This is a genomic window from Pseudomonas sp. 3B-A001-10F (assembly GCF_056313565.1).
Genome location: NZ_JBQYFW010000017.1, coordinates 1 through 12,112 on the forward strand (window position 1 = coordinate 1; position 12,112 = coordinate 12,112).

Below are 12,112 nucleotides of genomic sequence, written 5' to 3' on the forward strand. Positions count from 1 at the left end.
GAGTGCCTGTCAGCATCTTTTTCACTGACAGAACGCTATCGCGAGCAGGCTCACTCCTACAGGATCGGGGCTTACTGCTTTTCGGGTGGCAACTCTGGCAATGCACGCAGCGCTGTTTCGTACCATCCAGTATCAAATGCACGGTCTTCATCGAGCATCGCGTCGATTTCGTAAGCCAGCACGTGAGCCATCAGATTGAGGATTTCTTCGCGCTCGACACCCACCAGGGTCAGCTTGTTGAACGTCGCTTTGGCGGCCGGCGGATTGTCGCTTTCGATCTGGTTTTCGATGGCTTCGATCAACGTCGCTTCGGTGAACTCTTCTTCGTCGTTGTCATTGTCGATGTCTGTCGGCTCGCTCATGGCAGGCTCCTCATGGAAAGGCGCCAGTTTACCCGCATTCAGTGGCGTGATGCTGCTGGCGGGAAACGCCTGAGCGATCTATAAACAGGCACTGCCCACCCCGCACGGCCTGGAGGCTATGTGATGTTCAAGCTCTACGGATTCTCAGTCAGCAACTACTACAACATGGTCAAACTGGCACTGCTGGAAAAAGGCCTGCCGTTCGAAGAGGTCACGTTCTACCCGACGCAGACACCGGAGTCTCTGGCCATCAGCCCGCGCGGCAAAGTGCCGGTGCTGGGTGTAGACGCTGGTTTTATCAACGAAACCGCGATCATCCTCGAATACCTCGAACAGACCCAGAAAGGTACGCCGCTGCTGCCGAGCGATCCGTTCCAACGCGCGCAGGTGCTGGCGATTGCCAAGGAAATCGAGCTGTACATCGAGTTGCCGGGACGCGCTTGTTACGGCGAAGCGTTCTTCGGCATGACCCTGCCGGAGCCGATCAAGGAAAAGACCAAGACTGAATTGCAGCTGGGTTTCGCCGCGCTGGGCCGACATGGCAAATTCGACCCGTACGTGGCGGGCGACAGTCTGAGCATTGCCGATTTGTATTTCCTCTACAGCGTGCCGCTGGCCTGTGCGGTCGGGCAGAAGCTGTTCGGGATTGATCTGCTGGCGGAGTTGCCGCAGGCGAAGGCGCTACTGGAGCGGTTGGAGCAGAATCCGCATGTGCAGAAGATCGCGGCAGACAAGGAAGCTGCGATGCCGGCGTTTTTGGCGATGATCGCTGCCAAGAAGTGAGTTTTATAGCGCTCTGAAGGAAGCCTTCGCGAGCAGGCTCGCTCCCACATTTGGATTTTTGTTGAACACAAAATTTGTGGCCGACAAAAATCCCCTGTGGGAGCGAGCCTGCTCGCGAAGCTTTTGGCTTTTAGCGGCTAGCGATCAGCGCCTGACCGCGTACCACCGCTGCCTTGACCTGCGCCGGCGCAGTGCCGCCGATATGGTCACGAGCATTCACCGAGCCTTCCAGGGTCAGCACGGCAAACACGTCCTGCTCGATCTGATCGCTGAACTGACGCAGCTCTTCCAGGCTCATCTCGGCCAGATCCTTGCCAGTGTCGACGCCGTACTTCACCGCGTGACCGACGATTTCATGGCAGTCACGGAACGGCAGGCCACGGCGTACCAGGTAGTCAGCCAGGTCGGTCGCGGTGGAGAAACCGCGCAGCGCCGCTTCACGCATGATCGCGTGCTTGGGCTTGATCGCCGGGATCATGTCGGCAAAGGCACGCAGCGAATCGCGCAGTGTGTCGGCGGCGTCGAACAGCGGCTCTTTGTCTTCCTGGTTGTCCTTGTTGTAGGCCAGCGGTTGGCCTTTCATCAGGGTCAGCAAACCCATCAGTGCACCGAACACACGGCCGGTCTTGCCACGCACCAGCTCCGGTACGTCAGGGTTTTTCTTTTGCGGCATGATTGAGCTGCCGGTGCAGAAGCGGTCCGGCAGATCAATGAACTGGAACTGCGCACTGGTCCACAGCACCAGCTCTTCGGAGAAGCGCGACAAGTGCATCATCGCGATGCTCGCGGCCGAGCAGAATTCGATGGCGAAGTCGCGATCGGAGACGTTGTCCAGCGAGTTGCCGCCGACGGCGTCGAAACCCAGCAATTGCGCGGTGTGTTCGCGGTCGATCGGGTAGGTGGTGCCAGCCAGCGCGGCGCTGCCCAGCGGCATGCGGTTGGTGCGCTTGCGGCAGTCGACCAGACGCTCGTAGTCGCGGCTGAGCATTTCGAACCAGGCCAGCATGTGGTGCCCGAATGTCACTGGCTGCGCGGTCTGCAGGTGGGTGAAGCCCGGCATGATGCTCGCGGCTTCGCGCTCGGCTTGCTCCAGCAGGCCTTTCTGCAGGCGGGTGATCTCGGCGAGGATCAGGTCGATTTCGTCACGCAGCCACAGGCGGATGTCGGTGGCGACCTGGTCGTTACGGCTACGGCCGGTGTGCAGCTTTTTACCGGTAACGCCGATGCGGTCGGTCAGGCGTGCTTCGATGTTCATGTGCACGTCTTCGAGGTCGACACGCCAGTCGAACTGGCCGGCCTCGATTTCGCCCTGAATGGTCTTCAGGCCGTCGATGATGCTGTCGCGCTCGGCATCGGTCAGCACGCCGACCTTGGCCAGCATGGTGGCGTGGGCGATCGAGCCCATGATGTCGTGGCGATACAGGCGCTGGTCGAAAGTGACGGAGGCGGTGAAGCGGGCGACGAAGGCGTCGACGGGTTCACTGAAGCGGCCGCCCCAGGACTGATTGGTCTTGTCAGTGCTCATGAATTCGCTCGTATCGGCTTGAAGAAAGAAGGCGTGAAACGCTGGCGCGGATAATAACAGGGTTGCCAATCCTGTCGCTGACACTGGTCGATACGTTTTTTTCTCATTGCGTCAGCCATAGTGGCCGCTGGTGCCGGGGTATTTGCACAAGGATATTTTTCGATTGAGCAATATCGGCCCGGCGAGCGTCTACAGTTGGACATAAGGGTCGACGCGGCTCTGGATCGCGCAAAGGTCTGGCCGGCGACTATAAGAAGAGGGGGTGGGTGTTTTGTCCTTCGGCAAACCCCGTGAGAAACGCAGGAAACAGCGGGCTTTGAGCAGTACGACCCGGACACTGGCAAATATTGCTGGCCGACGTACGGCACTTTTTGGCGCTCGGGCTAGTCTTAGCGTGGATCGCGGTGACGGACGTCACTTCACCTGTCTACGCTATCCTTGTGCGAGACTCACGCAGGAATCCAGCGCAATATGAATGTCCTGATCGTTGATGACGAACCACTGGCTCGCGAGCGCCTCAGCCGAATGGTGAGCGAGCTCGAGGGTTATACAGTTCTGGAGCCCGGCGCCACGAATGGCGAAGAGGCGTTGGCACTGATCGACAGCCACAAGCCGGATATCGTGCTGCTCGATATTCGCATGCCGGGTCTCGATGGCCTGCAGGTTGCTGCCCGTCTGTGCGAACGTGAAACGCCGCCGGCCGTGGTGTTTTGCACCAGCCCCGATGAATTTGCCGTGGAAGCCCTGCAGGCCAGCGCCGTGGGCTATGTGGTGAAACCCGTGCGAACCGAACATCTGCATGACGCCCTGAAACGGGCTGAACGTCCCAATCGGGCGCAACTCTCGGCCCTGACCCGTCCCGCTGCCGAAAGTGGCAACGGCCCGCGCAGCCATATCAGCGCCCGAACCCGCAAAGGCATCGAACTGATCCCGCTGGATCAGGTGGTCTACTTTATCGCCGACCACAAGTACGTGACCCTGCGCCACGAGGCCGGTGAAGTGCTGTTGGATGAGCCGCTCAAAGCCCTCGAAGACGAATTCGGCGAGCGCTTTGTGCGTATCCATCGCAACGCGCTGGTCGCCCGCGACCGCATCGAACGTCTGCAGCGTACGCCGCTGGGGCATTTCCAGCTGTTTCTCAAGGGTCTAAATGGTGACGCGCTGATCGTCAGTCGTCGGCACGTGGCCGGTGTGCGCAAGATGATGCAGGGCCTGTAACCCGGTCATTCCGGACAGCTCCAGCTCCTTTTTACCAGGCACTGCGGGCCAGGGAGGCCGCGCCGACTCTGATTCAAGTCAAAGTGGATTTGGCTGAGCTGTTATTATCCGCCGTATCTATTCAGTACGGATTGATCCATGTCCTCTCGCGAAATCCGCATCGCCACCCGTAAAAGTGCGCTTGCCCTCTGGCAGGCCGAATACGTCAAAGCCCGTCTTGAAGCGGCCCACCCGGGCCTGCTGGTGACGCTGGTGCCCATGGTCAGTCGCGGCGACAAACTGCTCGATTCGCCACTGTCGAAAATCGGTGGCAAGGGCCTGTTCGTCAAGGAACTGGAAACTGCGCTGCTGGAAAACCAAGCCGACATCGCCGTCCACTCGATGAAAGATGTGCCGATGGACTTCCCGGAAGGCCTCGGCCTGTTCTGCATCTGCGAGCGTGAAGATCCGCGTGATGCCTTCGTTTCCAATACGTATGCCAGCCTGGAAGCATTGCCTGCCGGCAGCATTGTCGGCACGTCGAGTCTGCGTCGGCAGGCACAGTTGCTCACCCGTCGTCCGGATCTGCAGATCCGCTTTCTGCGCGGCAACGTCAACACTCGCCTGGCCAAACTCGATGCCGGTGAGTACGACGCGATCATCCTCGCCGCCGCCGGCCTGATCCGCCTCGGCTTCGAAGATCGCATCACTTCGGCGATCAGTGTTGATGACAGCCTGCCTGCCGGTGGCCAAGGTGCAGTCGGCATCGAATGCCGCAGCGCCGACACCGAAATCCACGCCTTGCTCGCACCGCTGCATCACGTCGACACCTCGTCGCGCGTCACCGCCGAGCGTGCCCTCAACAAACATTTGAATGGCGGCTGCCAAGTGCCGATCGCCTGCTATGCCGTGCTCGAAGGCGAACAGTTGTGGTTGCGTGGTCTGGTCGGTGAGCCAAGCGGCGGCAAGCTGCTCAGCGCCCAAGCGCGCGCGCCACGGGCCGATGCCGAAGCACTGGGTGTGAAGGTCGCCGAAGACCTGCTCAGCCAGGGTGCCGACGACATTCTCAAAGCGGTCTACGGCGAGGCAGGTCACGAGTGACCGGTTGGCGCCTGCTGCTGACGCGCCCCGCGGAAGACTGTGCGGCGCTGGCGCAGACGTTGGCCGGGCAGGGCGTTTTCAGTAGCTGTTTGCCGCTTCTGGACATTGTCCCGCTGCCAGTCTCTGAGAAAATTCGTCAGGCGATTACGCAGTTGCCAAGTTGCAGTGCAGTGATTGTCGTCAGCAAACCGGCGGCGCGTATTGCGCTGGATCTGCTCGAAGGTGCATCTGCGCTGACGATGCCGTGGTTCAGTGTCGGCGCGGCGACTGCGCAGATTTTGCTGGATCACGGTCTGGACGCGAACTTCCCGGCCGCCGGCGATGACAGCGAAGCCTTGCTGCAATTGCCGCGTCTGCGTGAGGCGGTCAGCCAGCCCGGCGCGCAGGTGTTGATCTTGCGCGGGGAGGGTGGGCGTGAACTGCTCGCCGAGCGCTTGCGTGAGCTAGGTGCTAGTGTCGAGTATCTGGAATTGTATCGACGCGACCTGCCAGCCTATGCCCTGGATGAGCTGCCACGGCGGATCGAAGCGGAACGCTTGAACGGGCTGGTGGTCAGCAGTGGACAGGGTTTCGAGCATCTGCGCCAAATGTCCGGCGATGCCTGGCCGACTATCGCGCCGTTGCCGTTGTTTGTACCAAGCCCAAGAGTCGCCGAGCTGGCACGTGCCGCCGGGGCTCAAACAGTTGTGGATTGCCGCGGCGCGAGTGCCGCGGCTTTGCTGACGGCGTTGCGGGAGTATCCCGAACCCGTTTTCTAATGCAAAGGATGGATACGTGAGCGAAACAGCCTTGCCAAAAGATGACGTCCAGCCTGTGATTGAACCCCAGGTTGAAACTCCACCGCCGGCCACAGAGCCGCGCCGAGGCAATGGATTGGCCATCGTCGCCTTGTTGCTCGGCGCCGCCGGTGTCGCGATCGGCGGCTGGGGTGTCTGGCAGGTTCGTCACCTGCAGACCAACACTCAACAGCAGTCCGGTGAAGTGCAGGCATTGAACGATCAGGCGCAGAGCCTGAAGCTCAATGAACAGCGTCTGACCGAGCGCCTCGCGCAGCTGCCGGGTGCCGACGAACTTGCCGAGCGCCAGCGTCTGGTGACCCAGCTTCAAGGTGATCAACAGCGCCTAAGTCAACGTCTGGAAACGGTGCTGGGCGCTAGCCGCAAGGACTGGCGTCTGGCCGAGGCCGAGCATTTGCTGCGCCTGGCCAGTCTGCGTTTGTCGGCTTTACAGGACATCAGCAGCGCTCAGGCGCTGGTCCAGGGCGCTGACGAAATTCTCCGTGAGCAAAACGATCCAGGCTCTTTCGCCGCCCGCGAGCAAGTGGCGAAAACCCTGGTGGCGCTGCGCAGTACTTCGCAACCGGATCGCACCGGTCTGTTCCTGCGTCTCGGCGCGCTGCGTGATCAAGTCATCGACCTCACCGAGCTTGCGCCGGAGTACAAGGATCGTGGCGAATCGCTGCTGGGCCTGACCGCTGACGGTGACGGCGCCAGTCGTTGGGCGCAGTGGTGGGACCAGGTCTCGCGCTATATCCGTATCGATTTCAATGCCGACAAGAATGTGCGGCCGCTGCTGGCCGGGCAGAGCCTGAGTCAGGTGCGTCTGGCCCTGAGCCTTGCGCTTGAGCAGGCGCAGTGGGCAGCCCTCAACGGTCAGGCGCCGGTCTATACCCAGGCGCTGGCCGAAGCGCGCGATGTGCTCAAGGGCAATTTCAACCCGGACAATCCGCAAAGCAAAGTGATGCTCGAGCAGGTCGGTGAGTTGAGCAAGGAACCGGTCACGGTCACGACGCCTGATCTGGCCGGCACGCTGAGTGCGGTGCAAGCCTATCTTGAACGGCGCAACGTTAACGCCGAAGAGTCGGTGAAACCCTTCGCCAAGCCTGCCGCCAACACCGCGCAGGAGACCACGCCATGAAACGCCTGTATGTGATCGTGTTTCTGGTGATCGCTGCGACAGCGGCGCTGGGTCTGGCGATTGCCGAGCATTCCGGTTACGTGCTGGTGGCCTACAAAAGCTTCCGCTACGAGTCCAGCCTGTGGGCGACGCTGGCGGTCATCGCGGTGTTGTGGCTGCTGATCTGGGGGATCAAGGCACTGGTCGAATTGGTCATGACCTCCAGTGGCGTAGTCAACCCATGGTCGCGCCGCAACCGCAGTCGGCGCGTGCAGGTGGCGATCGAGCACGGTCAACTGGATCTGGCCGAAGGTCGCTGGGCCAGTGCTCAGCGTCACCTGTCTCGAGCGGCTGAAGCCGAGCGCCAGCCATTGCTGTACTACCTCGGTGCTGCCCGCGCAGCCAACGAGCAAGGTCTTTACGAAGAGTGCGATCGTTTGCTGGAACGGGCGCTTGAACGTCAGCCCCAGGCGGAGCTGGCCATCGCTTTGAGTCATGCGCAGTTGCAGACTGACCGTGGCGACACCGACGGTGCCTTGGTGACGCTGCAAGCGATGCACGATCGCCATCCACACAATGCGCAGACGTTGCGTCAGTTGCAGCGCTTGTATCAGCAGCGCGGCGAATGGTCGGCGGTGATTCGTTTGCTGCCGGAATTGCGCAAGGACAAAGTCCTGCCGCGCGCCGAACTGGCTGAACTCGAGCGCCGCGCCTGGGGTGAAAACCTCTCGCTGGCTGCGCAACGGGAAGAGGATGGCAGCGTGGGTTTGCAGTCGCTCACGCGCGCCTGGGAGCAGCTCACTTCGGCGCAACGGCAGGAGCCGCCGCTGGTGTTGGCGTACGCCGAACAGTTGCGGCAGTTGGGCGCCCAGGTCGAAGCGGAAGAAGTGCTGCGCACTGCCCTCAAACGCAAGTACGACAGCCATCTGGCCCGTCTCTACGGGCTGGTGCGCGGCAGCGATCCGGCCCGCCAGTTGCAAACCGCCGAAGGCTGGCTGAAGGAGCATCCGAACGATCCGAGCCTGCTATTGACCCTCGGCCGCCTGTGTCTGCAAACCAGTCTGTGGGGCAAGGCACGGGATTACCTGGAAAGCAGTCTGCGTGTGCAGCGCAATCCCGAGGCCTGTGCGGAGCTGGCGCGCCTGCTCGCCCAGTTGGGCGATACCGAGCGCAGCAATCAGTTGTTCCAGGAAGGCCTTGGTCTGCTGGACGAGCGCCTGCTGGCCGCGCCGTTGCCGGTTCCGGCCCATGTCTGAAGTGGCGAGGGAGTTCGCTCCCTCGCTTACCTTTTGTGGCTGAATTTTCCACTTCGTTGAGCGCCTGAAGCAAATTCCTACAGCGGTCTACACCAATTCCTCTCGATCCTGTCGGGTTTTCCCTACACCTCTGGTGAACTGTCGGCAGGGCCTTGCCTTGAAAGGCTGACACGCTTTCCTCTACCGTAACCGTCTGTCTCTACTGTTACGGAAAAGCCATGTCGTTGGCCTGCTCACGCTCCTTGTTCTTCATGGCTTTCACTGCGGGGGCCTTTGCTCTGGGAGCTTCCTATTATCTTGAATATGCAGTCGGCCTGACGCCGTGCAGCCTGTGTCTGGTGCAGCGCCTGTTCCTCACACTGCTGTGCGTAGTCAGTGGTCTGGCGGCGGTGCACGGTCCCAAACGTGTCGGTTTGTGGTTCTACTGGCTGTTGACCCTGGGCGCCAGCCTGGGTGGGACCACGGCGGCCTGGCGGCAGGTACTGATACAGAGTGATCCGATGCTGCACCTGCTCAATTGCTCGCCTGCTCCCGAGGCCTTGTTCAGTGGTCTGCCATGGATCTGTGCCCTGCAAACAATGTTTAGCGGCGGTACCGATTGTGCGGAAATTTCCTGGACGCTGTTCGACCTGAGTATCCCGGAGTGGAGCCTGCTGTTCTTTGTCGCGGTATCGATTCTGGCGGTGTATCAATTGTTGCGGCTGGTATGGAGTGCTCTGCAACGCCCGCTCAGCGGCCAAGCGTCGCACCCGGTGCTGTTGCGGGATTAAACACTTGTATGAACTTTATCTCCTGCGTACCTTGAAGCCATAGGCGTGCGGGCATAATCTGGCCCGCACGTGTCATTGGATTTATGTTGCTCGATGACGCTCTGCCCGGCCGACCCCCAAGCCAGAATCAAAAGAGGGGCGCGGGTGTAGAGCAGCATGACCCACAAGGGAAGAGAGATCGCCATGCTCGAAAGTTGTCAGAATGCTCAGGAACGTTGGGGTGGGGTTCATCTGCTGATCGACCGCTGGTTGCAAGAGCGTGAAGAGCTGATCGGTGCCTACGACAAACTCGGTGCACAGCCTGAGTCGCTCTCCGAGAACCGCAAGCCTCTGCAGGAATTCTGCGGTGTGCTGGTCGATTACGTCTCGGCTGGGCACTTCGAAATCTACGAACAGCTGACGGGCGAAGCCAAGGCGTTCAACGACAAGCGTGGGCTGGAACTCGCCGATACGATTTATCCGCGCATCGATGTCATTACCGAGAAGCTTCTAGCCTTCAACGACCTGTGCGATGAAGGCAAATGCGTTGCAGAGAAATTCAAAGAGCTAGGTGGCCTGCTCCACGAGCGCTTCGAGCTTGAAGACTGCCTGATTGAAGTGCTGCACACAGCACACAAGGAAGAAGATCCGGTTCAGGCCTGATCCCGAAACCTGATCAAAAAAAACGGTGCGCCCGAAAGCGCACCGTTTTTTATTGCCCGATCAACTCGTCGCACCACGCAATTCCACTTCAAACACCAGCGGTGTGAACGGCGCAATCAGGTCACCGGCACCGTCAGCGCCATAGGCCTGATCCGATGGAATCACCAGTCGCCATTTCGCGCCTACCGGCATGTTCTGCAACGCGGTGCGCCAGCCGGCAATCACGCTGTCGAGGTTGAACCATTGTGGCTGAGTGTTCTGATCGAACACGGTGCCGTCCGGCAGCCGTCCGACATATAGCACCTGCACTTTTCCATCGGGGCCAGCTTTGGCACCGGTACCCGCTGTCAGCTCGGTGAGCAGGATGCCGTCAGCCAGTTCCTGAACACCCGGTTTGGCTTTTTCAGCGATGAGAAAGCGTTGCTCGTTTTCCATCGCCGCATCACTTGAAGGCTGTGCAGAGTGCTCGGCGTTTTGCGCTTCATGATCAGCCAGAATCTGCTCGATGCGTGCTCCGCTCAGCGCCAGCGGCTTGCCTTGGTAGGCTTGCTGCAAGCCATCGACCAGCGCCTGGATCTGCAACTGCGGGACTTCCTGACGCAGCCGTTCACCGAGGCTGGCACCGAGGCTGTAGGCCAGATCGTGAGCATCGTTCGCGGTGTTTTTTTCGTCAGCGTGAACGGCCGAAAAAACCATGCAGAGGGATAAAAAAAAGTAGCGCGACATGGGCACACTCCGTCCTGAGATGCGGTGGATTATGCCAGCGCGAACGTCTGCAACGGTGAACTGCTTTTGACTTCGCGCAGAACATTTTCGATTCGGTGCAACGCAACGCAATCGATACTGTCAAGATGCCCTAGCGGCGGTAACTGCAGAGGTCTAGTATGAGCCGCACTCACGTCAGCCAGGAGGTAAACCATGTCGGCCACCAAGAAGCCTGTAAATACTCCGTTGCACTTACTCCAACAACTCTCGGGCAGCCTGCTCGAGCATCTGGAAAACGCTTGCTCCCAAGCCTTGGCTGATGCTGAAAAACTGCTCGCCAAACTGGAAAAGCAACGCGGCAAGGCGCAAGAAAAACTGCACAAATCCCGCACCAAATTGCAGGACGCAGCCACTGCCGGTAAAGCCAAGGCACAGAACAAAGCCAAGGCCGCAGTGAAAGAACTGGAAGACCTGCTCGATGCCTTGAAGGATCGTCAGTCCGACACTCGCAGCTACATTCTGCAACTCAAGCGCGATGCCCAGGAAAGCCTGAAACTGGCCCAGGGTGTGGGTCGCGTTCAAGAAGCCGTGGGCAAAGTACTGTCCACCCGCGCCGCCAAACCGGCAGCGGCACCGGCGAAGAAAGCGGCTGCCAAACCGGCTGCAGCGGCTAAACCTGCAGCGAAAACCGCTGCGGCAAAACCGGCGGCCAAACCTGCTGCCAAGGCACCGGTGAAAGCGGCGACCAAGCCAGCTGCCAAAACCGCGGCAAAACCTGCGGCGAAAAAACCGGCTGCCGCGAGCGCTGCCAAACCGGCGGCTAAAACCACTGCTGCAAAACCAGCTGTTGCCAAGCCAGCCGCTAGAACGGCCGCCGCCAAACCGGCTGCAAAACCAGCCGCGAGCAAAGCTGCTCCCGCGAAAGCTGCAGCTGCCAAACCGGCCGCTAAACCTGCGGCGAAAGCTGTGGCGAAACCAGCCGCAAAACCTGCTGCCAAAACCGCCGCTGCCAAGCCAACCGCAAAACCGGCTGCCGCTAAACCCGCTGTAAAAGCCGCCGCAAAACCTGCCGCCAAGCCGGCTGCAAAACCAGCAGTGAAAGCCGCCGCCAAGCCAGCCGCGAAACCGGCCGCGAAACCGGCCGCCGCTGCTAAACCAGCGACCACTGCTGCCAAGCCTGCTGCTGCAAAACCGGCCGCCAAACCAACTGCCAAACCAGCCGTGAAAAAGCCTGTCGCTGCCAAACCAGCTGCCGCCAAACCGGCTACCACTCCAGCTGCCAAGCCTGCCGTGCCAGCCACTCCGGCCACGCCAGCCGCCGCTGCTCCAGCCGCCACCACCTCGACTCCTTCGACTGCGCCATCGCCAGCCGCTGCGTCGAGCGTCAGCAACAACCCGACCAGCGCTTCCTAAGTGCCGGTTGCCGCGACGCGCAGCACTTGCAGCGCGTCGCGGTTCGGGCTGGCCGCCATGCCGGCCAATCCTTCAAGCCAGGTCTTCGAGCCTGCATCGTTTAGCGGCCATTCCTGCGCCACCCCTTCAAGCCGTGACAGCAACGCTCGCTCAGCCTCAAGCTCCAGTGATTTGATCTGCTCGCGCATGCCTTTCAGCACCGCATCATCAACGGCCCGTACTTTCCATAGCATCCGCAGGGAGCGCAGCGGCTGTACCACCTCGGTATCCCAAGGCTCGGTCAGCGTCTGAAGCTGGCCTACACGTTGTTCATCACAGATCACCCCGCGTTGTTCGAGCCATAAACCGCACAGCAGCAGGCACACATTGGCGCCCGCCGTTTGCAGTCGCAGGCAGGCATCTTCCACGCCCGGGCGGGCGTAGGTGGCAAGGGAAAAGCTCCACAGGTCAGAGGACATCGTG

The 12,112-nt window shown here is 60.6% G+C and carries 13 protein-coding genes and 1 pseudogene; 10 read left to right on the forward strand and 4 right to left on the reverse strand.

Annotated features, from left to right (window positions below; genetic code table 11):
• Nucleotides 1–71: 71 nt before the first annotated feature.
• Nucleotides 72–362, reverse strand: coding sequence for a hypothetical protein (locus AC0ZWN_RS16665; RefSeq protein WP_476335789.1), 291 nt, complete (start codon nt 360–362; stop codon nt 72–74).
• A gap of 123 nt (nt 363–485) precedes the next feature.
• Between AC0ZWN_RS16665 and AC0ZWN_RS16670 the strand changes: the two genes are divergently transcribed.
• Nucleotides 486–1,145 (forward strand): glutathione S-transferase family protein, encoded by a 660-nt coding sequence (locus tag AC0ZWN_RS16670; RefSeq protein WP_476335791.1) that lies wholly within the window; start codon nt 486–488, stop codon nt 1,143–1,145.
• A 130-nt stretch (nt 1,146–1,275) separates the two neighbouring features.
• Here the strand turns inward: AC0ZWN_RS16670 and argH are convergent, their stop codons facing one another.
• Entirely contained in the window at nt 1,276–2,670 is a 1,395-nt protein-coding gene (argH, locus tag AC0ZWN_RS16675) for an argininosuccinate lyase (protein ID WP_476335792.1), read from the reverse strand.
• 334 nt (nt 2,671–3,004) lie between these two features.
• Here argH and AC0ZWN_RS16680 point away from each other — a divergent pair.
• The 8 genes and pseudogenes from AC0ZWN_RS16680 to rsd form a co-directional block, all read left to right on the forward strand.
• Nucleotides 3,005–3,145: pseudogene (locus AC0ZWN_RS16680) on the forward strand (sensor histidine kinase); the annotation flags it as partial.
• A complete protein-coding gene (locus AC0ZWN_RS16685) occupies nt 3,142–3,888 on the forward strand; it encodes a LytR/AlgR family response regulator transcription factor (protein WP_093429721.1) in 747 nt (248 codons plus the stop codon). The pseudogene AC0ZWN_RS16680 and the gene AC0ZWN_RS16685, both read left to right, overlap by 4 nt.
• Before the next feature lie 138 nt (nt 3,889–4,026).
• Nucleotides 4,027–4,968 (forward strand): hydroxymethylbilane synthase, encoded by a 942-nt coding sequence (gene hemC / locus AC0ZWN_RS16690; protein WP_476335794.1) that lies wholly within the window; start codon nt 4,027–4,029, stop codon nt 4,966–4,968.
• Nucleotides 4,965–5,726 (forward strand): uroporphyrinogen-III synthase, encoded by a 762-nt coding sequence (locus tag AC0ZWN_RS16695; protein WP_476335795.1) that lies wholly within the window; start codon nt 4,965–4,967, stop codon nt 5,724–5,726. Before hemC ends, AC0ZWN_RS16695 begins: the two co-directional genes overlap by 4 nt.
• A gap of 16 nt (nt 5,727–5,742) precedes the next feature.
• The gene (locus tag AC0ZWN_RS16700) at nt 5,743–6,885 is read left to right on the forward strand and encodes a uroporphyrinogen-III C-methyltransferase (protein ID WP_476335797.1); all 1,143 of its coding nucleotides are present in this window, start codon (nt 5,743–5,745) and stop codon (nt 6,883–6,885) included.
• Nucleotides 6,882–8,120: a heme biosynthesis protein HemY gene (locus AC0ZWN_RS16705; RefSeq protein ID WP_320336162.1), complete on the forward strand. Its 1,239-nt coding sequence runs from the start codon at nt 6,882–6,884 to the stop codon at nt 8,118–8,120. Before AC0ZWN_RS16700 ends, AC0ZWN_RS16705 begins: the two co-directional genes overlap by 4 nt.
• 218 nt (nt 8,121–8,338) lie before the next feature.
• Nucleotides 8,339–8,890, forward strand: a complete 552-nt coding sequence (locus AC0ZWN_RS16710; protein ID WP_093429726.1) for a disulfide bond formation protein B — start codon at nt 8,339–8,341, stop codon at nt 8,888–8,890.
• 183 nt (nt 8,891–9,073) lie between these two features.
• Nucleotides 9,074–9,532: a sigma D regulator gene (gene rsd / locus AC0ZWN_RS16715; RefSeq protein WP_194936447.1), complete on the forward strand. Its 459-nt coding sequence runs from the start codon at nt 9,074–9,076 to the stop codon at nt 9,530–9,532.
• A 60-nt stretch (nt 9,533–9,592) separates the two neighbouring features.
• Here the strand turns inward: rsd and AC0ZWN_RS16720 are convergent, their stop codons facing one another.
• The gene (locus AC0ZWN_RS16720) at nt 9,593–10,258 is read right to left on the reverse strand and encodes an FKBP-type peptidyl-prolyl cis-trans isomerase (protein WP_476335799.1); all 666 of its coding nucleotides are present in this window, start codon (nt 10,256–10,258) and stop codon (nt 9,593–9,595) included.
• A gap of 192 nt (nt 10,259–10,450) precedes the next feature.
• On the opposite strand from AC0ZWN_RS16720, the gene AC0ZWN_RS16725 reads away from it, so the two are divergent.
• A complete protein-coding gene (locus AC0ZWN_RS16725; RefSeq protein ID WP_476335800.1) occupies nt 10,451–11,650 on the forward strand; it encodes an AlgP family protein in 1,200 nt (399 codons plus the stop codon).
• Here the strand turns inward: AC0ZWN_RS16725 and AC0ZWN_RS16730 are convergent.
• A complete protein-coding gene (locus AC0ZWN_RS16730; protein WP_476335802.1) occupies nt 11,647–12,108 on the reverse strand; it encodes a TIGR02444 family protein in 462 nt (153 codons plus the stop codon). The two genes, AC0ZWN_RS16725 and AC0ZWN_RS16730, sit on opposite strands and share 4 nt — an antisense overlap.
• Nucleotides 12,109–12,112 lie beyond the last annotated feature (4 nt).

Excerpts from the sequence above, each read along its gene's own strand:
- AC0ZWN_RS16665 (WP_476335789.1), bottom strand. The coding sequence starts at position 362 with ATGAGCGAGCCGACAGACATCGACAATGACAACGACGAAGAAGAGTTC.
- AC0ZWN_RS16670 (WP_476335791.1), top strand. The coding sequence starts at position 486 with ATGTTCAAGCTCTACGGATTCTCAGTCAGCAACTACTACAACATGGTC.
- argH (WP_476335792.1), bottom strand. The coding sequence starts at position 2,670 with ATGAGCACTGACAAGACCAATCAGTCCTGGGGCGGCCGCTTCAGTGAA.
- AC0ZWN_RS16685 (WP_093429721.1), top strand. The coding sequence starts at position 3,142 with ATGAATGTCCTGATCGTTGATGACGAACCACTGGCTCGCGAGCGCCTC.
- hemC (WP_476335794.1), top strand. The coding sequence starts at position 4,027 with ATGTCCTCTCGCGAAATCCGCATCGCCACCCGTAAAAGTGCGCTTGCC.
- AC0ZWN_RS16705 (WP_320336162.1), top strand. The coding sequence starts at position 6,882 with ATGAAACGCCTGTATGTGATCGTGTTTCTGGTGATCGCTGCGACAGCG.
- AC0ZWN_RS16710 (WP_093429726.1), top strand. The coding sequence starts at position 8,339 with ATGTCGTTGGCCTGCTCACGCTCCTTGTTCTTCATGGCTTTCACTGCG.
- rsd (WP_194936447.1), top strand. The coding sequence starts at position 9,074 with ATGCTCGAAAGTTGTCAGAATGCTCAGGAACGTTGGGGTGGGGTTCAT.
- AC0ZWN_RS16720 (WP_476335799.1), bottom strand. The coding sequence starts at position 10,258 with ATGTCGCGCTACTTTTTTTTATCCCTCTGCATGGTTTTTTCGGCCGTT.
- AC0ZWN_RS16725 (WP_476335800.1), top strand. The coding sequence starts at position 10,451 with ATGTCGGCCACCAAGAAGCCTGTAAATACTCCGTTGCACTTACTCCAA.
- AC0ZWN_RS16730 (WP_476335802.1), bottom strand. The coding sequence starts at position 12,108 with ATGTCCTCTGACCTGTGGAGCTTTTCCCTTGCCACCTACGCCCGCCCG.